The sequence below is a fragment of the Pseudomonas helmanticensis genome (assembly GCF_900182985.1).
Classification (GTDB): domain Bacteria; phylum Pseudomonadota; class Gammaproteobacteria; order Pseudomonadales; family Pseudomonadaceae; genus Aquipseudomonas; species Aquipseudomonas helmanticensis.
Window position 1 is genome coordinate 514863 of record NZ_FXUY01000001.1, and the last position, 22760, is coordinate 537622.

The 22760-nt window shown below is 59.5% G+C and carries 23 protein-coding genes and 2 pseudogenes; 14 read left to right on the top strand and 11 right to left on the bottom strand.

The window, feature by feature from the left end; genetic code table 11:
* Positions 1-169 precede the first annotated feature (169 nt).
* The 5 genes from QOL84_RS02580 to hcnC all read left to right on the top strand — a co-directional run bounded on the left by QOL84_RS02580 (position 170) and on the right by hcnC (position 5081).
* Positions 170-1099, top strand: coding sequence for a hypothetical protein (locus tag QOL84_RS02580; RefSeq protein WP_283436047.1), 930 nt, complete (start codon positions 170-172; stop codon positions 1097-1099).
* A 226-nt stretch (positions 1100-1325) separates the two neighbouring features.
* Positions 1326-1865, top strand: a complete 540-nt coding sequence (locus QOL84_RS02585; RefSeq protein ID WP_283436048.1) for a hypothetical protein — start codon at positions 1326-1328, stop codon at positions 1863-1865.
* 243 nt (positions 1866-2108) lie between these two features.
* Positions 2109-2423 (top strand): (2Fe-2S)-binding protein, encoded by a 315-nt coding sequence (locus QOL84_RS02590; protein ID WP_129394448.1) that lies wholly within the window; start codon positions 2109-2111, stop codon positions 2421-2423.
* Complete coding sequence (hcnB, locus tag QOL84_RS02595; protein WP_283436049.1) at positions 2420-3829, top strand: cyanide-forming glycine dehydrogenase subunit HcnB; 1410 nt, start codon at positions 2420-2422, stop codon at positions 3827-3829. Before QOL84_RS02590 ends, hcnB begins: the two co-directional genes overlap by 4 nt.
* Complete coding sequence (hcnC, locus tag QOL84_RS02600) at positions 3822-5081, top strand: cyanide-forming glycine dehydrogenase subunit HcnC (protein ID WP_283436050.1); 1260 nt, start codon at positions 3822-3824, stop codon at positions 5079-5081. The genes hcnB and hcnC overlap by 8 nt, the downstream gene beginning before the upstream one ends.
* 204 nt (positions 5082-5285) lie before the next feature.
* Here the strand turns inward: hcnC and QOL84_RS02605 are convergent, their stop codons facing one another.
* Positions 5286-7094 carry a monovalent cation:proton antiporter-2 (CPA2) family protein gene (locus tag QOL84_RS02605; protein ID WP_283436051.1) on the bottom strand — a complete coding sequence of 603 codons (1809 nt, stop codon included), beginning with the start codon at positions 7092-7094 and terminating at the stop codon, positions 5286-5288.
* Between the two features lie 261 nt (positions 7095-7355).
* Here QOL84_RS02605 and QOL84_RS02610 point away from each other — a divergent pair, with 261 nt between their 5' ends.
* Positions 7356-8270: a LysR family transcriptional regulator gene (locus tag QOL84_RS02610; RefSeq protein ID WP_283436052.1), complete on the top strand. Its 915-nt coding sequence runs from the start codon at positions 7356-7358 to the stop codon at positions 8268-8270.
* Here the strand turns inward: QOL84_RS02610 and QOL84_RS02615 are convergent.
* Together QOL84_RS02615 and tcuC are read right to left on the bottom strand one after the other, a co-directional pair.
* Positions 8260-9027, bottom strand: a complete 768-nt coding sequence (locus QOL84_RS02615) for a substrate-binding domain-containing protein (RefSeq protein ID WP_283436053.1) — start codon at positions 9025-9027, stop codon at positions 8260-8262. The genes QOL84_RS02610 and QOL84_RS02615 overlap by 11 nt on opposite strands.
* Positions 9028-9039: 12 nt before the next feature.
* Positions 9040-10331, bottom strand: a pseudogene (gene tcuC, locus QOL84_RS02620) (tricarballylate/proton symporter TcuC).
* 433 nt (positions 10332-10764) lie between these two features.
* On the opposite strand from tcuC, the gene QOL84_RS02625 reads away from it, so the two are divergent.
* Positions 10765-11070, top strand: coding sequence for an RcnB family protein (locus tag QOL84_RS02625; RefSeq protein WP_129394441.1), 306 nt, complete (start codon positions 10765-10767; stop codon positions 11068-11070).
* A 101-nt stretch (positions 11071-11171) separates the two neighbouring features.
* Positions 11172-11636: a hypothetical protein gene (locus tag QOL84_RS02630; protein WP_283436054.1), complete on the top strand. Its 465-nt coding sequence runs from the start codon at positions 11172-11174 to the stop codon at positions 11634-11636.
* Positions 11637-11638: 2 nt separating this feature from the next.
* On the opposite strand, the gene QOL84_RS02635 is transcribed toward QOL84_RS02630, so the two are convergent.
* The gene (locus QOL84_RS02635) at positions 11639-12715 is read right to left on the bottom strand and encodes a sensor domain-containing diguanylate cyclase (protein WP_283436055.1); all 1077 of its coding nucleotides are present in this window, start codon (positions 12713-12715) and stop codon (positions 11639-11641) included.
* A 163-nt stretch (positions 12716-12878) separates the two neighbouring features.
* Between QOL84_RS02635 and QOL84_RS02640 the strand changes: the two genes are divergently transcribed.
* Complete coding sequence (locus tag QOL84_RS02640; RefSeq protein ID WP_283438610.1) at positions 12879-13217, top strand: FKBP-type peptidyl-prolyl cis-trans isomerase; 339 nt, start codon at positions 12879-12881, stop codon at positions 13215-13217.
* 30 nt (positions 13218-13247) lie between these two features.
* Positions 13248-13655, top strand: coding sequence for a hypothetical protein (locus QOL84_RS02645; RefSeq protein ID WP_283436056.1), 408 nt, complete (start codon positions 13248-13250; stop codon positions 13653-13655).
* Here the strand turns inward: QOL84_RS02645 and QOL84_RS02650 are convergent.
* The 4 genes from QOL84_RS02650 to QOL84_RS02665 all read right to left on the bottom strand — a co-directional run bounded on the left by QOL84_RS02650 (position 13630) and on the right by QOL84_RS02665 (position 15015).
* Entirely contained in the window at positions 13630-13983 is a 354-nt protein-coding gene (locus QOL84_RS02650; RefSeq protein ID WP_283436057.1) for a hypothetical protein, read from the bottom strand. The two genes, QOL84_RS02645 and QOL84_RS02650, sit on opposite strands and share 26 nt — an antisense overlap.
* 8 nt (positions 13984-13991) lie before the next feature.
* Entirely contained in the window at positions 13992-14231 is a 240-nt protein-coding gene (locus QOL84_RS02655; protein WP_283436058.1) for a pyocin S6 family toxin immunity protein, read from the bottom strand.
* A 134-nt stretch (positions 14232-14365) separates the two neighbouring features.
* Positions 14366-14635, bottom strand: coding sequence for a hypothetical protein (locus QOL84_RS02660; protein WP_283436059.1), 270 nt, complete (start codon positions 14633-14635; stop codon positions 14366-14368).
* 2 nt (positions 14636-14637) lie between these two features.
* On the bottom strand, positions 14638-15015 hold the full coding sequence (locus QOL84_RS02665; protein ID WP_283436060.1) for a DUF6124 family protein: 378 nt from the start codon (positions 15013-15015) through the stop codon (positions 14638-14640).
* A 601-nt stretch (positions 15016-15616) separates the two neighbouring features.
* On the opposite strand from QOL84_RS02665, the pseudogene QOL84_RS02670 reads away from it, so the two are divergent.
* Positions 15617-15766, top strand: a pseudogene (locus QOL84_RS02670) (cation transporter); the annotation flags it as partial.
* Here QOL84_RS02670 and QOL84_RS02675 read toward each other — a convergent pair.
* Positions 15763-16866: a cytochrome P450 gene (locus tag QOL84_RS02675; RefSeq protein WP_283436061.1), complete on the bottom strand. Its 1104-nt coding sequence runs from the start codon at positions 16864-16866 to the stop codon at positions 15763-15765. The pseudogene QOL84_RS02670 and the gene QOL84_RS02675 overlap by 4 nt on opposite strands.
* A gap of 78 nt (positions 16867-16944) precedes the next feature.
* On the opposite strand from QOL84_RS02675, the gene QOL84_RS02680 reads away from it, so the two are divergent.
* The 3 genes from QOL84_RS02680 (at position 16945) to QOL84_RS02690 (ending at position 19907) form a co-directional block, all read left to right on the top strand.
* The gene (locus QOL84_RS02680; protein WP_283436062.1) at positions 16945-17706 is read left to right on the top strand and encodes an ArsR/SmtB family transcription factor; all 762 of its coding nucleotides are present in this window, start codon (positions 16945-16947) and stop codon (positions 17704-17706) included.
* Between the two features lie 147 nt (positions 17707-17853).
* Positions 17854-19074, top strand: coding sequence for a putative DNA modification/repair radical SAM protein (locus QOL84_RS02685; protein WP_283436063.1), 1221 nt, complete (start codon positions 17854-17856; stop codon positions 19072-19074).
* Complete coding sequence (locus QOL84_RS02690; RefSeq protein WP_283436064.1) at positions 19071-19907, top strand: TIGR03915 family putative DNA repair protein; 837 nt, start codon at positions 19071-19073, stop codon at positions 19905-19907. The genes QOL84_RS02685 and QOL84_RS02690 overlap by 4 nt, the downstream gene beginning before the upstream one ends.
* A gap of 238 nt (positions 19908-20145) precedes the next feature.
* Here QOL84_RS02690 and QOL84_RS02695 read toward each other — a convergent pair whose 3' ends face one another.
* Both QOL84_RS02695 and lpdA read right to left on the bottom strand, forming a co-directional pair.
* The gene (locus QOL84_RS02695; RefSeq protein WP_053121443.1) at positions 20146-21165 is read right to left on the bottom strand and encodes a branched-chain amino acid aminotransferase; all 1020 of its coding nucleotides are present in this window, start codon (positions 21163-21165) and stop codon (positions 20146-20148) included.
* Positions 21166-21379: 214 nt separating this feature from the next.
* Complete coding sequence (gene lpdA, locus QOL84_RS02700) at positions 21380-22753, bottom strand: dihydrolipoyl dehydrogenase (protein WP_283436065.1); 1374 nt, start codon at positions 22751-22753, stop codon at positions 21380-21382.
* Positions 22754-22760 lie beyond the last annotated feature (7 nt).

A 22760-nucleotide genomic window follows, 5' to 3' on the forward strand; every position in this document is an offset into this window, starting at 1 on the left:
AACCCGCTGTTATCCGGCTGTTGTTGCAATTTGCATGGTCCTGGGAAGTTCATTCTTTATAACTGATTGAAAACAAACGATTTATTTAATTTCTGCGACTGGCACGGTCACTGCAATTCCTCTGATGACGAGTTGTAACACCATTTTTCATGCCTGGAGCAGAACAACAATGAATAGATCCTCTGATGGGTTATATCCTGCCTTCGAAGAGTCGAGCAGCGTTTCGGGCGTGTCCTGGGGCGCGATTTTCGCAGGTGCTGCGGCAGCCGCTGCCCTGTCGATGATTTTGGTCCTGCTCGGTTTCGGTTTGGGTTTCTCTGCCGTTTCACCGTGGGCCGGAGAGGGCGTCAGCGCCAAGGGCCTGGGTATTTCAACTATTGTCTGGCTGGCGGCGACGCAAATCATCGCTTCCGGCATGGGCGGTTACATCGCCGGTCGCCTGCGGGTGAAGTGGGCGAACATGCACGGCGATGAGGTGTATTTCCGCGACACCGCGCACGGTTTCCTTGCCTGGTGTGTGGCGACGTTGGTCACCGCGGTTTTGGTGGTTGGCTCGGTCAGCAGCGTCATCAGTGGCGGTGTCCAGGCCGGTGCCAGTGTCGCTGGCGGTGCAGCCAGTGCCATGACTCAGGCAGCAGGTTCCGCTGCGGCGAACACCGACAGCAACCAGTACGGCTACTACATCGATAGCCTGTTTCGCGATGACCGTCCGGCCTCCGTCAGCGATGACGCCGCGCATGGCGCAGTAGCCCGCATCTTCGCGCAAAGCCTGGCCAACGGTCAGCTCAGCGCCGAAGACCGCACCTACCTCGCACAACTGGTGGCCCAGCGGACCAACCTGACGCAGGCCGATGCCGAACGTCGTGTTGACGAGATCTACGCCCGTACCCAGAAAGCCCTGGCCGATGCCAAGTTGAAAGCTCAACAAGCCGCCGACACCGCTGCCAAAGTCGCCGCCTGGACTTCGCTGTGGATGTTCATCTCGCTGCTGGCCGGTGCGTTCTTTGCCAGTTTCGCGGCTACTTTCGGCGGTCGCCGTCGCGATGCAGTCGAATACGTTGAAGTCGATACCTACACCACGACCACTCCAGTCCGTTAAACAAGGAGCATGACCATGCGCTCATTACTGCTGTTTTTCCTCGGCGTACCGATCCCGATCATCATTCTGATTGCTCTGTTCGTGCACTGATTGCTCCATTGAGGCCCATGCCTCGGCCGCTTCCACCTTCGGGTGGAAGCGGCTTTTTGCTTTCTGCGGAAACAGCGGCGAGAATCGGCGCCGGAAGTGGATTGGCCGCTTTTAACTCTCTTTAAGGATGAACACGTTGGACAAGAAGGAAACCAGGCGCCAGTTGGTTGAAATGCTCGAAGGCGGGCGCTCGAAAACTGAAACCTTCAAGGCGTTGTCGGGTGGTGCGGTTAAAGATCGCGTATTAGCGGCCTGGATTGCGGGTCGTCCGGATCCGGCACTGAGGGATAAGCATTCACTCAAAGTCACCCTGCTGGTTGTGTTGACCTGCATCCAGGCATTTATCGGCTCAGTCGCCGGCTTCTTCCTGTTCTATGACGCGAGCGCCGGCCTGGCATTGACCATGCTGTTGATCGCTGGTGGCATTCCGTTGTTGTTTGCATGGTGCTTTTACAAGAACGTGGCGGCGGCTTATACCGTCTACATTATCCTGACCATCAGTCAGGTTTCACGCATGTTCAAGGGTTATGAAGAAGATCCGGTATCGACCGTGATTGGCGTCGTCATCACCCTGGCCATGGTGTTCTACGCTGCCTGGGTCAAATCGCTGCTGTTCCCGGACCTTGCGTTGATCGGCCCGAAAAAGATCAAGGGGCAGTTCGTCTTCTCCAATTGATCGTTGGACAATCCGACCGCTTTCACTGGCCTGGATCAATATTTCCCGCGGCGATATCCCCTAACTTAAAAGATCCAAGCCCTTGCCGCGGGATCGACTACATTACCTGCACGCGCACCAGGTTGCGCTGACGGAGTACCGTAGTCCGACCTTCAAAATGCATTAGAAAAACGGGTCGACACGGTGTAGTGCAGCAAGGAGCTGGCGCAAAACTCCACTAAATTTTCACGGAAGATCATTGCAATGCACTGCCTAGAAAGAACCTTCGATATCCAGCCCTTGGCGCAGGCGGATATGACCGTCCACATCAACGGCCAAGCGGTCACCGCTGCAATCGGCGAAACCGTCCTCAGCGTCATTCAATCCCTCGGCGTACGCCAGATCGCGCGTAACGATCATGACCAGATCAGCGGCGCTTACTGCGGCATGGGCGTGTGCCAGTGCTGCCTGGTGAAAATCAATGGCCGACACAAGCGCCGCGCCTGCCAGACCGTGGTGCGCGACGGCATGCAGATCGAAACCCAGGTCAACCGCATCACTGCGCAGGAGGTCGTATGAACCTGCAACCGGTGATCGTCGGCGGTGGTCCGGCGGGAATGGCGGCGGCCATCGAACTGGCTCGTCATGGTGTGCGCTGCACCTTGCTTGAAGAGGCCTCGCGCCTCGGCGGCGTGGTCTATCGCGGGCCGCTGCGGGACGGTGTGCAACTGGATTACCTGGGGCCGCGCTACTCCGAAGCACTGGGCAAACTGCACGGTGAATTTCAGGAACAGTCCGGGCTGATCGACGTGCGCCTCAACCATCGTGTGGTCGGCGCCGAAGGCAGCCGCGCCTTGGTGGTGCTGGACGCCGACGAGCAACTGCACGAGATCGCGTATCCGCAGCTGCTGCTGGCGGCCGGTTGCCACGAACGCAGCGTGCCGTTTCCCGGCTGGACCTTGCCGGGAGTGATCATGCTCGGCGGTCTGCAACTGCAAATCAAAAGTGGCGTGGTCAAGCCGCAAGGGCCGGTGATCATCGCCGGCACCGGGCCGTTGCTGCCACTGGTGGCGACGCAGTTGCATGCTTCCGGCGTCAGTGTCGCCGGCGTGTATGAGGCCTGCGCATTCGGCAAGATTGCCCGCGAGAGCCTGGCATTGCTGAACAAACCGCAGCTGTTCCTCGATGGCTTGAGCATGCTGGCGTACCTGAAACTGCACGGCATCCCGATGAACTACGGCTGGGGCGTAGTCGAAGCGCATGGCGAAGGCGAGCTGAAAAGCGTCAGCGTCGCGCCGTACTCGGCGACGTGGGAGCCTGATCTGAGCCGGGTCGAGCGCTTCGAAGCGAAGACGCTGGCGGTCGGTTACGGCTTTATTCCGCGTACCCAGCTCAGCCAGCAAATGGGCCTCGATCACGGCTTCAGCGATGACGGATATCTGCGCGCCAATTCGAATGTCTGGCAGCAAAGCAATGAACCTCACGTGCATTTGGCCGGCGACATGGGCGGGATTCGCGGCGGTGAAGCGGCGATGCTGGCGGGCAAGATCGCGGCGACTTCGATCCTCCTGCAACGCGGTGTCCTCGAAGAAGAACTGGCCGGCGTGCGCCGCGACCGCTACCTGAGCAAACTCCGTGCGATCGTGCGGTTCCGCGCCGCCGTCGATCGCTACACCGAACGTGGCGTCGGCCAGACCGCTTTGCCGGCCGCCGACACGGTGATCTGCCGTTGCGAACACGCCACCCGTGCCGACATCGATCTGGCGCTGGAGCAGGGCGTGCAAGACATCGCCAGCCTGAAAATGCGCACCCGCGTAAGCATGGGCGATTGCCAGGGGCGCATGTGCGTCGGCTATTGCAGCGACCGGTTACGCCAGGCCACCGGGCGCAAGGACGTCGGTTGGTTGCGCCCGCGATTCCCGATTGATCCGATTCCTTTTTCCGCGTTCCAGTCCGTCGGCACGGAGGCCGCTTCCCATGAGTAAGTTCTATGACGTGATCATCGCCGGTGGCGGCGTGATCGGGGCGTCCTGCGCCTACCAGTTATCCAAGCGCAAAAACCTCAAAGTGGCGCTGATCGATGCCAAGCGCCCAGGCAACGCTACCCGCGCTTCGGCCGGCGGCTTGTGGGCGATCGGTGAGTCGGTCGGCCTCGGCTGCGGGGTGATTTTCTTCCGCATGATGTCGGCCAACCGCAAGCGCGAAACCCAGGGCGCGGCGGTGGCGGTGGACGCGAGCACGCCGCATATTCTGCCGGAGTCATTCTTTGATTTTGCCCTGCAGTCCAACGCCCTGTACCCGGCGCTGCACCGCGAACTCAAAGACAACCACGGGATGGATTTCAAGTTCGAAAAGACCGGGCTGAAGTTCGTTATTTATGACGATGAGGATCGACTCTATGCCGAACACATCGTCAGCTGCATTCCGCACCTGGCCGATCAGGTGCGCTGGCTCGATCAGGCGGCGCTGCGCGAGGCCGAACCGAGCGTCAGCCATGAAGCGCGCGGGGCGCTGGAGTTTCTCTGCGACCATCAGGTCAGCCCGTTCCGCCTCGCCGATGCCTATGCCGAAGGTGCCCGGCAAAATGGCGTCGACTTCTACGTCAACACCAACGTCACCGGCGTGCTGCATCACGGCTCGCGCGTGACCGGCGTGCAGACAGCCGAGGAGGGCGTGTTCCACTGCAAGACCCTGATCAACGCGGCGGGCGCCTGGGCGGCGGATCTGAGTGAATGGGCCAGCGGCATTCGTATCCCGGTGAAACCGGTGAAGGGCCAGATCCTGCTGACCGAACGCATGCCGAAAATCCTCAACGGCTGCCTGACCACCAGCGATTGTTACGTCGCGCAAAAGGACAATGGCGAGATCCTGATCGGCAGCACCACCGAAGACAAAGGCTTCGACGTGACCACCACCTACCCGGAAATCGCCGGACTGGTGCAGGGTGCGGTGCGCTGTCTGCCGGAGCTGAAGGACGTCAACCTCAAACGCACCTGGGCGGGATTACGTCCGGGTTCGCCGGATGAGCTGCCGATCCTCGGGCCGATGCGTGGCGTGGAGGGTTATCTGAATGCCTGCGGACATTTCCGCACTGGCATCCTGACCTCGGCGATCACGGGCGTGCTGCTCGACAAACTGGTCAACGACGAGCCGCTACCGCTGGACATCACGCCGTTCCTGGCGGACCGCTTTGAAGCGGCCCCGATCCGACCAGCGCCCGAGCTCGAGCTGGCCTGACCCAATCCCCCGTAGGAGCTGCCGAAGGCTGCGATCTTTTGATCTGGTTTTTAAGATCAAGATCAAAAGATCGCAGCCTTCGGCAGCTCCTACAGGGTTCCGGGTCGTGTACAGAATATGGGTACGACTCGACCACTGTGGGAGCGGGCTTGCCCGCGAAGGCGCCAGTCCGGCCAACCTCATATTTGGATCTGTGCAAAGACGTCAGGTGTTGCGGGATTCTTCTTCGAGTTGATCCGACTCAAACAACCGCGCCAGTTCTGCCCGGGCTTCCTGGGCAGTTTGCAGGACTTTCGCCGCGTCGTCGTAGACCGCGTGTTGCGCCTCCAGCACCTGTTCGTCGTGATGCTTGAAGCGCTTGATCCGCGCATCGGCCTGAGCTTGTGTCAGACCGAGGCCGACCAGCGTGCGCCGGCTCATTTCCAGACTTGAGTAATAAGTCTCGCGAATCGCTTCCGCGCCGACATCGACCAAGCGGTGCACGTGCTGACGGTTACGTGCCCGGGCGATGATCTTCATGTGCGGATAGAGCTTGCGCACCACCTCGGCCGTCTTGATGTTGGTCTCCGGATCGTCCGTGGCAATCACGAAATACTCCGCCTCGCCGGCCTTGGCCGCATTGAGGATCTCCGGGCGCATCGGGTCGCCGTAGAACACCGGTACACCGCCAAAACTGCGTGACAGTTCGATAGTTTCCACCGAGGTGTCCAGCGCGACGAACTTGATGTTCTGCGCCCGCAGGATACGCGCGACGATCTGCCCCATCCGGCCCATGCCGGCAATTACCACGCGTGGCGTTTGCGTATCGATCTGGCGGAATTTTTCCGGCACTTCCACCGGTTGCACTTTCGGGCTGACCAGCCGCGCGCAGATCAACAGCAGCAGCGGCGTTACCGCCATCGACAGGGTAATCGTCAGCACCAAGAGGTCGTACAAACGTGGTTCGAACAGACCCTGATCGCGACCGATCTTGAACACCACAAAGGCAAATTCACCACCCGCCGCTAGAACGATGCCGAGGCGGATCGCACTGATCTTGTTCAACCCACCAGCCAGACGCCCGACCACAAACAGCAGCGGCAACTTCAGACCGATCAACAGCAGCGTCAGGCCCAACACCGTAATCGGCGCGCTGAGCAGCAGGCCGAGATTGGCACCCATGCCGACACTGATGAAAAACAGCCCGAGCAGCAGGCCCTTGAACGGCTCGATCTGCGCTTCCAGCTCATGGCGATATTCCGAGTCCGCCAGCAGCAGCCCGGCCAGAAACGCCCCGAGCGCCATCGACACACCAACCAGATCCATCAACCATGCCGTACCGATCACCACCAGCAACGCGGTGGCCGTGGACACCTCCGGCAGACCGGTTTTTGCCACCACGCGAAACACCGGACGCAACAGATAACGCCCGCCGACCACCACCACGGCAATACCGCCAAGCACCTGCAAGCCGTGATTCAGACTTTGCGCATTGCTGCTGTCATGGGTGCCGCCCGCCAGCATCGGCACCAGCGCGATCAGCGGGATCGCGGCGATGTCCTGGAACAGCAGAATGGCAAACGCCAGCCGCCCGTGGGGGCTGGTCAGTTCCTTGCGCTCGGCAAGGCTTTGCAGGCCGAACGCGGTAGACGACAGCGCCAGGCCGAGACCCAGCACAATCGCACTGTTCAACGGTTGGCCGAACACCGACAGCGCCAGCACGCCGATCACCGAAGCGGTCAGCAACACCTGCGCCAGCCCGACGCCGAACACCGATTTGCGCATCACCCACAACCGTCGCGGCGACAACTCAAGGCCGATGATAAACAGCAACAACACCACGCCCAGCTCGGAGATATGCGCAACGCTTTGCGGATTACCGATCAGGCCCAACACCGACGGGCCGATGATCACCCCGGCAAACAGATAACCGAGCACCGCGCCCAGTTGCAGACGTTTGGCCAAAGGCACGGTGAGCACGGCCGCGAACAGAAACACGACAGCGGCTTGCAACAGATTGCCTTCATGGGGCATGGAATGACTCCTGACAACGGTACGGCGGGGGGTGACAAGGATAAGGGCTGAATCGATTCCAGATCCACCGAAGATCTCCTTGTAGGAGCTGACGAGTGCAACGAGGCTGCGATCTTTTGATCTTGTTTTTGATTGCAAAGAATCAAGATCAAAAGATCGCAGCCTGCGGCAGCTCCTACAGGGGATTTTCATCGTTTCTGTGATAATTGGCATCAATTGGTTACATTCATAACCTCTGCGTATCAATCTCTAGAGTCCGCCATGGCCATCAACTTCGACCTCAACGACCTGCAAGCCTTTCGCGCCGTGGTCGAGCAGGGCAGTTTTCGCAAGGCCGCTGACACCGTGCGCCTGTCGCAACCGGCCTTGAGCCGACGCATCGAAAAACTCGAAGACGCCCTCGGCGTGAAGCTGTTCGAGCGCACCACGCGCAAGGTCAGCCTGACGCAGGCCGGGCGCGCCTTCATGCCGAGTGTCGAGCGTTTGCTGGATGATCTGGACGTGGCGTTGCTGGGCATCAGCGAGGTGGCCTCGACGCGTCTGGGCCATGTCACCGTGGCTTGCGTGCCGTCTGCGGCGTACTACTTCATGCCGCGCGTGGTCGCCCGCTATCACCAGCAATTCCCGCGCATCAAAGTCAAAGTCCTCGATTCCAGCGCCCACGATGTGCTCAGTGCGGTGGTCAATGGCGAGGCGGATTTCGGTTTGAGTTTTCTTGGCACGCAGGATGCCAAAGTCGACTTCGAAGCGCTTGTGCAGGAGTGCTACGTGGTCGCCTGCCGACGCGATCACCCGTTGGCCGGACGCAGCAGCGTGACGTGGGACGAGTTCTATCAGCAGGATTACATCTCGCTGGACAAGACTTCGGGCAATCGCTTCTTGCTCGATCAGGCCTTGAGCAGTGTGGTGCCGCAGCGTCAGAGCATCTGCGAAACCAAACATGTGACAACGATGATTGGTCTGGTCGAGGCTGGATTAGGCGTTGCGGCGGTGCCATTGATGGCGATGCCGGGGCCGGATCATCCGATCCTGACGCGGATACCGCTGACCGATCCGCAAGTGATGCGCAGTGTCGGCATCATCAAGCGCCGGGATCGCACGTTGACCCCGGCGGCATTGGAGCTGGAGCGGCTGGTGGTGGAAATGAAAGTCCAGCCGCCCACCATCAACGCTTGACCGAATCCAGCCCGGTGGCCTGCACATCCGCTTGTGCGGCAGGCGCGGCGAGGTAGGCGAGCAGGGCTTTCGCCTCTTGCGGATGTTGCGCACCGACGGGGATGCCGGCAGCAAAACGCGTCACCGACTGCACCGATTCCGGAATCTTCGCGACAAAACTCACCCCAGGCACCGGCAGCAATTCACTGACCTGCTGGAAGCCCAGTTGATAGTCGCCGGTGGCAACCACCGAGCCCACCGGGATTTTCGCGATCATCTTCGCCTTCGGTTTCAGCTGATCTTCGATGCCGAGTTTTTTGAACAACTGCTCTTCGATGTACACGCCGCTGGCGCTGTCGGAGTAGGCCACCGACTGTGCGTCGAGCAGGGTTTGCTTCAGGCCATCGACGCTGCTGATGTCCGGTTTCGGCGCGCCTTCACGCACCACCAGACCGATCCGTGAATCCGCCAGTTCGACGCGAGACGCCGGGTCGACCTTGCCTTGCTTGATCAGGTCATCGAGGGCGTAACCGACCATGATCACCACGTCGGCGTGCTCACCGCGCGCGAGACGATTGGGGATTGCCTCCGGTGCCTTGCCCATCGACGGGCCGAGTTGGGTGTCGAGGGTATTGCCGGTGGCGGCGGCGAATTTCGGGCCGAGAATTTTATAGGCGGCAGTGAAGCCGCCCGACGTCATCACGTTCAGTTGTTCTGCGTGTGCCAGAGCGCTGAAAGCGAAGAGGGCGATGGCAGTTAAGCTGAAAAGTTTTTTCATGGTTATCGCTCCTTATGCCGCCACTGGTTGCAGTCGACCGCCCGCGCGGCGATAAAGGTACAGCGTCGCGCACAACGCGCACAACGCGCCGATGCTCATCCAGTAACCTGGCGCGGCTTTGTCGCCGGTGTACTGAATCAGGAAGGTCGACATCGCCGGGGTGAACCCGCCGAAAATCGCCGTCGCCAGGCTGTAGGCGAGGGAGAAACCGGCGACGCGCACTTCGACCGGCATGATCTCGGTCAACGCCGGAATCATTGCGCCGTTGTACATGCCATAGATGAACGACAGCCACAGCAGCGACAGCAACATGTGGCTGAAACTCGGTGCCTGCACCAGGTACGACAGCGCCGGATAGGTGGTGGCCAGCGCCAGCAACGACATCGCAATCAGCACCGGACGACGACCGATACGATCCGACAACATGCCGCCAATCGGCAGCCAGAAGAAGTTCGACACGCCGACCAGCAGCGTCACCAGCAACGCATCGGAGGTGCTCAGGTGCAGCACGGTTTTGCCGAAGGTCGGTGCGTACACGGTGATCAGGTAAAACGCAGTGGTGGTCAGGGCGACCATCAGCATTCCGCCGAGCACCACGACCCAATTCTGGCCGAGGGTGCGGAACACTTCGCCCATGCTCGGACGGTGTTTGCGCGCAGCGAACTCTTCGGTTTCCGCCAGGTTACGGCGCAGCAGAAAGATGAACGGCACGATCATGCAGCCGACGAAAAACGGAATCCGCCAGCCCCACGCGGCAATCACCTCCGGCGCCATCCACGCGTTCAGGGCAAAGCCCAGCGCCGCAGCAACGATGATCGCCACTTGTTGACTGGCCGACTGCCAAGCGGTGAAGAAACCTTTGCGGCCCGGCGTGGCGATCTCGGACAAATACACCGAAACCCCGCCCAGTTCCGCACCGGCGGAGAAGCCCTGCAACAAGCGCCCGAGCAACACCAGCGCCGGCGCGAACAGACCGATACTTTCGTATCCGGGCACCAGCACAATCAATATCGTGCCACTGGCCATGATCGACAACGTGACGATCAAACCCTTGCGGCGACCGACGTCATCGATGTACGCACCGAGCACGATGGCCCCAGCGGGCGCATCAAAAAGCCTGCGCCGAACACTGCAAACGTCATCATCAGAGAGGCGAATTCACTGCTCGCCGGAAAGAACACCGACGCGATCTGCGTGGCATAGAAGCCGAACAGAAAGAAGTCGAACTGTTCGAGGAAATTGCCCGAGGTCACCCGGAAAATGGCGCCGGCCCGCGAGCCGCCGTGTGGGATTGAGGCTGTCATAGCAAAGGACTCCACCGCTTTTATGACGTGCGCCACGGAGAGTCAGCGCACGGATGTTATTGAGGCGGATGGTGGCCTAGGTGTAACAGGATGTTAATTGCATTATTGGCATGGATTGATGTGCAAAGCCGATCAATGTTCAAATCCCAACCAACTCACTAACCCTGTGGGAGCGAGCCTGCTCGCGAAAGCGGTGAATCAGGCGATGAAATGTCGATTGTGCTGGCCCATTCGCGAGCAGGCTCGCTCCCACAGGTTTTCGGGGTGCCTGCAACCTTCGCTAACACCCTGGCCCCTTGTGGGAGCTGGCTTGCCAGCGATGGCGGCCCGACTGGCGACTACAATCCCCGAGCCCTCCCAGGCAAAAAACACGGAATGATTGCCGAACTGTGCAGTCCGAGTTCAGGTATCACACATCAATGGAGGTTCACCGATGAACAGCAAAACCCTAATCGCCAGCCTGGCCCTCGTTGCCGGCATCGCTGGGATCAGCCCACTCGTTCAAGCGGCGCAAACCTCAAGCGAACCCTCCGTTCAATCGCCCGTCAGTGAACGCGAGTTGAAGGTCAACGACCGCGCCCCGGATATTTACCAACGCAGTGAAAAAGCGATCGACTGGAAAACCAAAGGCCTGAAGCAACCGGTCGATCAGGCGCAGTGGGTGCAGATCAATGACCAGTACGTCATGGTGATGATCACCAACGGGACCATTGTCGAGATGAAGCCGGTTCCGCGTTGAGTCTCCAGCAATAATTGGCCATGGAAGGCTGATTGCAATCGAGCGCCGTTCAGGTAAAACCCTTGAGGCGTTTCGAGTGACTGGAAGTCAGGAGCAATTGGTTGGACAAGAAACCTCTTTACCGCAAAGTAAACACGACCGCCCATAACGTCTGGCGTAACAATCCGGGTGGGCACTATCGATATGAGCGCAACACCAAGGCTGAAATCAACAGCCAGGCGTTGCGCGGTTCGATGCATGGCATCAAACATCACGGTTACGACTACACGCCGCTATTTCGTTTCCTGCTATCGCGAGTTGGCGGTAACTGGGATGAGATCTACAGCGAGGCCATTTCTCGACTGGATCGGCCAGATCCGGTGTACTGGCTGGTCGCGCAACATGAACATGAACGCCGGGATATCGTGGGAGTGGGGGAGTCTAGTTGTTTCAGCGGCTTATACATTGATGAACAAAAACGCCTGCAAATCGTTAATCCCACACTGAAAGCCGAGGACATGACGCCGACTTGTACCTGCTGTACGCATACCTTCAACGGTGTTGTGATCGGCAAACCTAAAGCCTGATTTCACTCCACGCGGCTATGGCTCATGGTCTGCCCACCACCCAACCGATACTGATTATTGCCACTGCGCTTGGCCTCATACATCGCCAGATCGGCAATGTGCAGTAATCGGTCCATCGCGGTCGCATGATCCGGAAACACTGCAACCCCAAGACTGGTGCCAATGTGGCGCTGGTCATTGCCGATGCTGATCGGTGGCGATAGCTCGATGAAAATCTTCTGGCAGATGCGCCGGGCTTCGTCCTGCAGATTGAGGCCAGGTGCCAGGCCTTGCAGGATGACCACGAATTCGTCGCCGCCGATTCGGGCAACGGTGTCGGTGCTGCGCAGGATGCGTTTCAGTCGCGACGCCATGGTGATCAGCACCCGGTCGCCGGCGGCGTGGCCATAATGATCGTTGATGGTTTTGAAACTGTTGAGATCAACGAACACCAGCGCAACCCGCGTGCTGCTTTGGCGCGCTTGATCCAGAGCCTCCGACAGCCGTTCTTCCAGCACCAGACGATTCGGCAACCCGGTCAGCGGGTCGAAATGGGCGAGGTGCTTGAGGTAGCTGGCCGAGGCTTTTTCTTCGGTGATGTCGCGCACCACCCCCATCATTTTGATCACCGCGTCGTGATCGTTACGCACCACGTTGCCGGTCTCGCGCAGCCAGCGGATCGTGCCGTCAGGCCAGACCACGCGATATTCCTCGTCGTGGTTTTCGCCGGTTTCCAGACAACGCAGTTCACCATCGCGCACCCTGACGCGATCGTCCGGGTGCACGCAGGAGCAGAAGAGTGCATAGGACGGCGTGATTTCCCCGATTTTGAACCCGAACATGCCGTAGATCGCGTCCGACCAATACAGCCGATCGGTGTCAACTTCCCAGTCCCAGGTACCGATGCGCGCGAAATACTGGCTGCGCTTGAAGCGCTCGGCGTCGCCGTCCTGATGGATGTTCCGGCCTTCAGCGGAGCGATTCAATAAGTCGCGGTATTCGGCGAGCTGGCGGCGCAAACCGCGTTCGCGCCAGATCAGCAAAGCAATCACGGCCAGCATGGTCATGCCAATGGCAAGGACGATCCAGAGCTGAATCATTCGGGCGCTGCCAGCATGGCGAATCGATCCGTGAAGTAATGGCGGTTGGCTATCTTAATTCTTCATCACTCGATTCGGATACAGCGTTGATCTGCGCGTGCGGGTTGCCAATAACCGCCATTTCTGGGAAAACGGCGGCCTGCTGAACAATAGAGTGATTGTTATGAATGATGAATTGCAGGTAATCGATCTCCAGGTAGGCGAGGGCAAAGCCGCCGTAAAAGGCGCGCTGATCACCACGCAATACACTGGCTGGCTGGAAGACGGTAGCGAGTTCGATTCTTCCTACAGCCGTGGCAAACCTTTTCAGTGCGTGATTGGCACCGGCCGGGTCATCAAGGGGTGGGATCAGGGGCTGAAGGGCATGCAGGTGGGCGGCAAACGTAAATTGCTGGTGCCGGCGCATCTTGGCTATGGCGAGCGGACGATGGGCAAGATTCCGCCGAATTCGAATCTGGTGTTCGAGATTGAGTTGCTGGAAGTTTTGACGCGGGATGATTGATTACCAGAGTATCGTTCGGGAGTCGGATAAATGGATGTTGATCAGATTATTTACAAGGCAGTCGCGTGGCTGAGTCTTGAGCATGAAGGGCGGCGAGGGCCGATTCACAACATAGAAATCCTGTTGATGGGCGCCGGCTGTATTTTCGCAATGTTCGTATCGAAAAGTGCCCTGGCAAAACGCAAAGCCTTCACGGCCAGCACTGCGCAAGTTTTAAAAACGGCAGTCCTGACGGCGATGTCCTTTACCGAGAAAAATGGACAGCAGGTCAAAGTTTCAGGCGTTTTGCTTGAGGAAGGTGGCGCTTACATCGTCAAGGTGTCGCACGACGATGAAGAGGGTAAAACCCAATCCAGTGATTTACTCCCTACGCTGGAGGACGTCGAAGCTTATCTCAGGGCCCACACTCCGTTCATCCTGGCGGATTTTCGGCGGTGAATGCGCCGATATCGTCAAGTGTGTCCTCGATAGACCCGACCAGAGAGGGGAATTTCCCCTTGGTTATTTCGAGCGCTGGCAGAACCTCGTCGGTATCCAATTCGCCATGTCGGCGAGCGATGTGGCCAAGAGCGGTAATGGCAGAGGCAACGATTGCTTCGGTTTCGTTGAACAGGTGTTTCAGGCAGAGGTCCTGAGCCCAGACTCTGTCCACTTCATTCAGGCCGATAGAAGTCAGCGCAGCAACCACGTTTGCGGTTGCGCCGTTGGCCAGAAGTCTTAGAACCTCGTCTTGGCTTAATGATGGGTCTTGATAAATGAGGCTCATTGGCGAAGTTACCCCCTGATGCCGATAAAAAGATCGAGTTCCGATGGTAACTGTTGGTTAATCGCCAAGCCGATTTTTAGAACTTGGTCGGGAGTCAGCAAGTACTCGCCCTCAGGACTTTTACCAAGGTTTTTCCAGCCCATTGCAGCCAGGACTGCGGATTCAAATTCCAGCCCAACTGTCAGTTCGTATTTTAAGGTGTCGTCTTCGTCGTCACCTTTTAAGAAACCGCTAATCCATAAAAACATCTGAAGCCTCCTGTTTAAGAACGCTTTCGCGAGCAGGCTCGCTCCCACATTGGCATGGCGGTGTACTCAAATGTTGTGAGCCACCGCGAAACTGTGGGAGCGAGCCTGCTCGCGAAGAACGCTTACGCGGTCGATCAGGCTGCGTGCGCCATCTCGGCCAGTGTGTCGGCCACGGTCCTTTGCAGTGATGGGAGTCGTCGAGTCACGCGGCGCAGTGCGGGTAGCACAGCGTCGACTTCCAGTTCATCGAGTTGGCCGGAGGCGTTGACGGCGCAGGCGACGATGGTTTCTTGCTCACTTTCGCACAGCACCAGGCAGGCGTTTTGCGCCCAGCGTCCGTCTCGTTCGTTGAAGCCTATGGCCATCAATACCGCGACAACCTGTGCATCTGTTTTGTTGGCCATGGTCATTGCCTCAGGTCCGGCTCCAGGTTGTCGAGCGCGCGGTTGACCGCGAGTTCGCCAAGCATGACCACTTGCTGAATGCCCAGCAGGGTGTTGCGGTAAGGCGTTTCGAGCATGGCGGCGAAGTCGCTGAGCATGATGCTGGCCGAGGCCATGGATTCGCAGGCGTGGGCCAGCAGGGATTCGGTGTCCATGTCCGGGGCGACGAGGAACATGGTGCTGGGTGTTCGCTGGGGCGGGGCGTGAGGTTTGAGGTAGTGATCGAGGGCGCGTTCGGCGGCGTCGTTGAGTTTTGTCGGGTCGAGCGTGGAGTAGGGGGATGTTGGATCTGATTCGGGTATGGCATCCGCTTCTGGCGGATTTGGCGTTACTTTTAACATTTCGGAGGTTTCCAAAGTGATGCTGACACCACCTCGCGACTAAACCAGAAGGTGGCAGCTATGCACAGGTTAGTCGACCGGAAACCCACCCAAACCGGCGCACCCGAAGGCGCCCTGCGCACAGCTACCATTGAGTGAGGTATCGAGATACCTACTGTCTGGAACGTTGTGCAGTTTGAATGGATTACCGAGCGACTAAACCCGATCACTGAACATTCAGTGACGCGAACCAAGCTACCGGCAGCCCCCAAGCCGCACAAGCCGGCGGATTCTGGCGTAGTTGTAGGCAAAGGCGCAAGGCGCTGTAGCCTCCCCGATGATGCCGAAATGATGCTGCGTTTTTCAGCCCGCCATCGCCAGCAGGCTGGCTCCCACAGGGGATTTGTGTCGGGCACAAAATCTGGCAATAGCACGGATCAATGTGGGAACGGGCTTGCTCGCGAAGAGGCCGGTACATCCAGCATCTATTCAGTCAGGTACACCGCCTTCGCGAGCAAGCCCGCTCCCACAGGGTGATTTGTGTCGGGCATAAAACCTGACAACACGGCCAACCCAATGTAGGAGTGAGCCTGCTCGCGATGAGGTTGGCACATGCAATATCGACCTGCACGTCTGGCAGGTCGGCCCGCAAGCGCGGGCGGCGATCGCCAGCGTGGTGGTGGCGGCGGGCGTAACGGCAGAGGCGATTCGTGAGCGGCTGGCGCCAGTGCATGAGCTGGCGCATCTGACCATCGAGCTGCGTAGCGCCTAAGGTGTGGCCTCGGTGAACACTGGCATGCGCCCGTTGAAAGAAGGGCGGTAATGCCAGTGCAACGGGTCCAGGTCGACGCCGTGAGCGAGGATTTCGCTGACCGTGGCGCTGGCGATGCTCATCGCCAGCAACTGCCCCGGACACTGATGCCGACCACCGCCAAAACTGAAACTGCGCCGATTCGGGCGCTCGAGTAAAAACGCGTCAGGCCGTTCGTTGAGCGCCGGATCGCGATTGGCTGAGGCGAGTAACAACAGAATGACCTCTCCGGCCTCGACACGCACACCGTCAATCTCGCACGCGGCGGCGACAAATCGCCGAGTATTCTGCACCGATGGATCGAAGCGTTGCACTTCGGCCAACAGCGCCGGCATCGACGCAGTGCGCAACTCAGGCTGACGGCGCAACGTCAGCAACGCATTGCCAATCAAACCGCCGCTGGCCTCGTAAGTCTGTGAACAGAGGCCGATCAGATTGGCGATCAACCGCTGTTCATCACCTTCGAATCGCCGCCGAATACGCCTCAGCATTTCGCTGTCCGACTCGGCCAGCAACTCGATGAAATATCCGCGCAACTGCTCAGCCGCCGCGTGTGCCGCTGCCAATTGCAGGTCATTGCTCAAGGGTGACAGGCACGCGACGAAATCAGCGGTCAGTTCACTGATCGCCCGCCCCTGCGCGGGGGTAAACCCAAGCAGTGCGGCGACCACGCACACCGGGCCGCAAAACATCGCTTTGTACAACCCTTCGGCGTCTACCGTGATCAGTCGCGCGGCCACCAATGCGTTCACCGCAGCAACATCGATCAGCGCCAGTTCCGGCTCGATCGCCGAGCGCGGGCAACGCTGATGTTCGCCTTCATTCATCCGCATCAATTGCCCGAACACCTCGCCAGCCAAGCCTGAAGCAATCGCTTTGGGCACTGGTTCCTGCAGCGGGCGCACCCGACAATCGACGTGAGCCAACACCGCACACACCGCGCGCGCACTGCTGGCGACCCACAGTTTCAACTCGTGATGGAAGGTCAATCCGCCCTGAGCCCGCAGTTCGGCGTAATAAGGGTAGGGATCGGCAGCAGTCGCAGCGTTGATCGGGTCCATGGTTCGCAGCCTTGTCGTCGTGAAAGTGATGCGAGTATCTTCAGTCCACAGCGACGATGATTCGTCGGGGAGCGAAATATGTACGCAGAACATCAAGACATCGGCGTCTCGCAAGTGGCGGCGGCCATCGCGGAGCCGGCGCGAACCAAAATGCTCTGCTCGCTGATGGACGGCCATGCGCGTACCAGCACCGAATTGGCGGCCATTGCCGAGGTCAGCGCCTCCACCGCCAGCGCTCATTTGGCCAAACTCAAGGATCTGGCGCTGGTGCGCCTGCACGTGCAGGGCCGCCATCGTTATTACAGCCTGGCCGACAAGCGCGTGGCGCAGGCGCTGGAAGCATTGATGGTGATTGGGCAGAACACCGCGCCGACGTTCAAGCCGCACACCCCGGATCGCCTCCAATTCGCGCGCACTTGCTACGACCACATGGCCGGGACGCTGGCGGTGTTGCTGCATGACCGTTTGCTTGACGCGGGGTGGTTGCTGGAGACCGACGAGCAGGTGTATCGCTTGAGTGACAGTGGCGCGGCGTTGTTCGAAGCATTGGGTATTGAGGTGGAGGATTTGAGCACGATGCGGCGCAAATTTGCCTGCCCGTGCCTGGACTGGAGCATGCGTCGGCCGCATCTCGGTGGGTCGCTGGGGGCGGCATTGTTGCAAGCGGCGTTGAAACGTAAATGGGTGACGCAGGATCTGGACAGTCGGGCGCTGGCGTTGACGGTGGTGGGGCGCAAGGAAATCGCTGCGCGGTTTGGAGTTGTGTTGGCGAGTGAAAATGGCCAGATCAAAAGATCGCAGCGTTCCGCAGCTCCTACAGGGAGTTTGATCACCGGATAAATCCCGACTTTACCGAATCCATGTAGGAGCTGCGGAACGCTGCGATCTTTTGATCTTGAGCTTCCGCCCGACGAGGTGCGCATCTGCCACCTTGTAACCCCGCATCCGACTCTATACTGTATATCCAAACAGTAAAGAGCCCGCGCCATGCAAATCATCGACAAGCTCAGCATCCTCGCCGACGCCGCCAAGTACGACGCCTCCTGCGCAAGCAGCGGCGCGCCCAAGCGCAGCTCCGAGGGCAAGAGTGGCTTGGGCTCGACTGATGGCATGGGCATCTGCCACAGCTACACGCCGGACGGGCGTTGCGTGTCGTTGTTGAAAGTCCTGCTGACCAATTTCTGCCTTTACGATTGCCAGTACTGCGTTAATCGCCGCTCCAGCGACGTCCCCCGCGCGCGCTTCACCCCCGAAGAAGTGGTGGCGTTGACCCTGGATTTCTACCGGCGCAACTGCGTCAGCGGGCTGTTCCTCAGCTCCGGGATCATCCGTTCGGCGGACTACACCATGGAGCAATTGGTGCGGGTGGCGAAGCTGTTGCGTGAAGTGCATGAATTTCGCGGCTACATCCACCTCAAGACCATTCCCGACGCCGATCCGGCGCTGATCGAGGAAGCGGGGCGCTACGCCGATCGCCTGAGCGTGAACATCGAACTGCCCACCGATGCCAGCCTGCAAACCCTGGCGCCGGAGAAAGATATTGGCTCGATCAAGCAGGCGATGAACACCATCTACACCGGTGTGCAAACGGTGCTTAACGAACCCCGTTCGGCGAAGTTCGCGCCCGCCGGGCAGAGTACGCAAATGATCGTCGGCGCCGATGACACCGACGACAGCACAATCTTGCACAGCGCTCAGTCGCTGTACGGCAACTACCGCTTGCGCCGCGTTTACTATTCCGCGTTCAGCCCGATCCCCGACAGCCCGAAAAGCGTGCCGCTGGCCGCGCCGCCGCTGATGCGCGAACACCGTTTGTACCAGGCCGATTTTCTCCTGCGCAGCTACGGGTACCGCGCCGACGAGTTGCTCAAGGGGCCGGGCAATCTGGCCTTGGACATCGACCCGAAGCTGGCGTGGGCGTTGCAGAATCGCGAGGTTTTTCCACTGGATTTGAACCGCGCCGAAGCGTCGCTGATCGCGCGTATCCCCGGCATCGGCCTGCGCACCACCGAACGTCTGGTCGAGCTGCGCCGGCAACGAAAGATCCGCTATGAAGATGTCGCGCGCATGCGCTGCGTACTGGCCAAGGCCAAACCGTTCATCATCACCAGCGACTACCATCCGCAGCAGGCCGAAGTCACCAGCCATTTGCTCTATCAGCAATTGCGTGACCGGCCGACGCCGCAGCAGATGGGGCTGTGGGGATGATCAATCTCGATTGCGACGACCTGTTCGACAACTGGCGCCAACAGGCGCGCTGGCTACTCAGCCATGAAGTCGATCCAAGCCTGGTCAGTTGGGCCTCGGAAGGCGTGGGCGATCTGTTCGCCAGTGATGATGATCCGGTGCCTGAAGGGCAGGGGCCGTTTATGGCGAAGATCCCACGCGTGTTGCTCGATACATTGGAGCAAGCGGCGCAATATCGAGGCGATCAACGCTGGAGTCTGCTTTACGAAGTGTTGTGGCGCGTCAGCCACGGCGATCACACGGCAATGATGGCCGGTGACAAACTGGGCAGCGAGTTGCAGCGGCGGATCAAACAAGTCAACCGTGAAGCGCATCACCTGCATGCCTTTGTGCGTTTCATCGAGCGCCCGTCATCCAGTGCCGGCCCGCAATATGTCGCGTGGCACGAACCGGCCCACGACATCCTGCGCAGCGCCAGCGAGCATTTCGTCGGGCGCATGGGCCAGCATCGCTGGCTGATCGCCACGCCGCGTGACGGGGTTTATTACGATGGCGAACAACTGATCCATCAGCGCCAATGCCCGCTGGAATGGCAACAGTTGGCGCAGAACGTCGACGATCCGCATGGCGAACTGTGGCTGACCTATTACAGCCACATCTTCAACCCGGCGCGGTTGAACGAGAAGGTGATGCAAGGGCATTTGCCGGTGCGGTTCTGGAAGAATCTGCCGGAGGGGGAGTTGATTCCGGGGTTGATTACGCAGGCGCGGATGGGCAAGCAGCAGAATGGGCAGGCGAGTGGGATTGCTGAACGACTTGGTAAACGGATAACGCTGAAAAGCCCCTCACCCTAACCCTCTCCCGGAGGGAGAGGGGACTGACCGGGGCGTTCTCGCGTATTACATCGACCTGAACTATCGAGCCGAACTCACATCTCGAATACCACAAAGATCGGCCCCCTTTCCCCCTCGCCCCCCTGGGGGAGAGGGCTGGGGTGAGGGGGAAAAAATCTCAAGCCCTACCCACCAAACGCAAAAAAAGCCCCCCACCAATCACTCGGTGGAGGGCTTTTCTACATCAGCAGCCGTCAGTTCAAACCTTGACGATCCAGCCCGCTGGCGCTTCGATGTCGCCGGTCTGCACGCCCGTCAGCTCTTTGTAGAGCTTCTGGGTTACAGGACCGACTTCGGTCTCGCTATGGAACACATGCAGATGGTCGTTGTAGCTGATGCCACCGATCGGAGTGATCACCGCCGCAGTACCACAGGCACCGGCTTCCTTGAAGTCCGACAGCTTGTCGATCAGCACGTCGCCTTCAACCACTTCCAGGCCCAGACGCGATTTCGCCAGTTCGATCAGCGACAGGCGGGTGATGCCTGGCAGAACGGACGGCGAGTTCGGGGTGATGAACTTGTTGTCGTGGGTGATCCCGAAGAAGTTGGCCGAGCCAACTTCCTCGATCTTGGTGTGGGTCATCGGGTCCAGGTAGATTGCGTCGGCGAAGTTGGCTTTCTTGGCTTTCGAGCCCGGCATCAGGCTGGCCGCGTAGTTGCCACCGACCTTGGCCGCGCCGGTGCCCTGTGGGGCCGCGCGGTCGTAGCTGGAGATCTGGAAGTTGTGCGGGGTCAGGCCGCCCTTGAAGTAGGCGCCAACCGGAATGCAGAAGATCGAGAAGATGAACTCGGGTGCAGTGCGCACGCCAATGTTGTCACCGACGCCGATCACGAACGGGCGCAGGTACAGCGCGCCGCCAGTGCCGTATGGCGGAATGAAGCGCTCGTTGGCACGCACCACTTCCTTACAGGCTTCGATGAACTGCTCGGTGTCGACTGTCGGCATCAGCAGACGCGCGCAGCTGCGTTGCATACGCAGGGCGTTCTGGTCCGGGCGGAACAGGTTGATCGAGCCGTCCTTGCAACGATAGGCCTTCATGCCTTCGAAGCACTGCTGGCCATAGTGAAGGGCAGTCGAGCCTTCGCTGATGTGCAGCACGTTGTCTTCGGTCAGGGTGCCTTTGTCCCACTCGCCATCGCGAAAGTACGACAGATAGCGTTTGTCGGTCTTGATGTAGTCAAAACCCAGCTTGTCCCAATTGATGCTTTCGTTACCCATGACACCCTCTATCACTGAACAACCGTCGAAACGGTTCAAGGCTTCTGACGTTTTTTGGATGGGCACAACAATACTTCATTCTTGAGCGGTTTCGCAGCCCGGACTATCGGATGACAGACAGATAGTTCGTGTTGACCTCAAGAATTCGCGAGCAGGCTCGCTCCCACAGGGAAGTGCATTTCAAATGTGGGAGCGAGCCTGCTCGCGAAGGGGCCTACAGGTGCAACGCATGCCCGAGAGCACGCAACGCTGCTTCCAGCACCGCTTCACCCAAGGTTGGATGCGCATGAATGGTGCCGCCGATGTCTTCCAGCCGCGCGCCCATTTCGAGGCTTTGCGCAAACGCCGTGGACAATTCGGAAACCCCGACGCCCACCGCCTGCCAACCGACAATCACATGGTTATCCCGACGAGCGACCACGCGCACGAAGCCGCTTTTCGACTCCAGCGTCATCGCCCGGCCATTGGCGGCGAACGGGAAACTGGAAACGATGCAGTCCAGCCCCGCAGCCTTGGCCTCGTCCGGGGTCTTGCCGACCACCACCAGTTCCGGATCGGTAAAGCACACCGCAGCAATCGCCGTCGGGCTGAATTCGCGGGTTTTGCCGCTGATCAACTCGGCAACCATCTCGCCCTGAGCCATCGCACGGTGGGCCAGCATCGGCTCGCCGCTCAAGTCGCCGATGGCGTAGACGTTGCGCATGCTAGTCTGGCAGCGGCTGTCGATCTTGATCGCCGAACCGTTCATGTCCAGACTCAGTGCTTCGAGGTTCCAGCCCTGGGTATTCGGTTTGCGACCCACGGCGACCAGCACCTGATCAGTTTCCAGGTTCAGGGTTTCGCCCTCAGGGTCGCGCACCTGCAACGTGCCGTTGAACCCCAGCACGCTGTGTTTCAAATAGAGCTTCACGCCGAGTTGTTTCAGCGCGTCATGCACCGGTTGCGTCAGTTCGGCATCGTAGGCTGGCAGGATACGATCCTGCGCCTCGACCACACTGACGTCGGCGCCGAGCTTGCGATACGCGATACCCAGTTCCAGACCAATGTAACCACCGCCCACCACTACCAGACGTTTCGGCACGGATGTCGGCGCCAGCGCTTCGGTGGAGGAGATCACCGGCCCGCCAATCGGCAGAATCGGCAGATTGACGCTGGTCGACCCGGTTGCGAGCACCAAGTGCTCGCACTGAATGCGCGTGTCGCCGACATCCACGGTCTTGCCGTCGATGACTTTCGCCCAGCCATTGATGACCTGAACTTTGTTCTTCTTCAGCAGGGCAGCCACGCCAGTGGTCAGGCGATCAACGATGCCGTCCTTCCACTCGACACTTTTAGTGATGTCGAGGGTCGGCGCGGAAACGCTGATGCCCAGCGCCGAATGCTGACTGTGATGCTGGGTCTGGTGAAACTGTTCAGCGACATGAATAAGCGCTTTCGACGGGATGCAGCCGATGTTCAGGCACGTACCGCCCAGCGATTGGCCTTCGACCAGAATCGTCGGAATGCCCAGTTGCCCGGCGCGAATCGCCGTTACATAACCGCCGGGGCCGCCGCCAATGATCAGCAGCGTAGTGTTCAGAGATTGCATGCGAGCC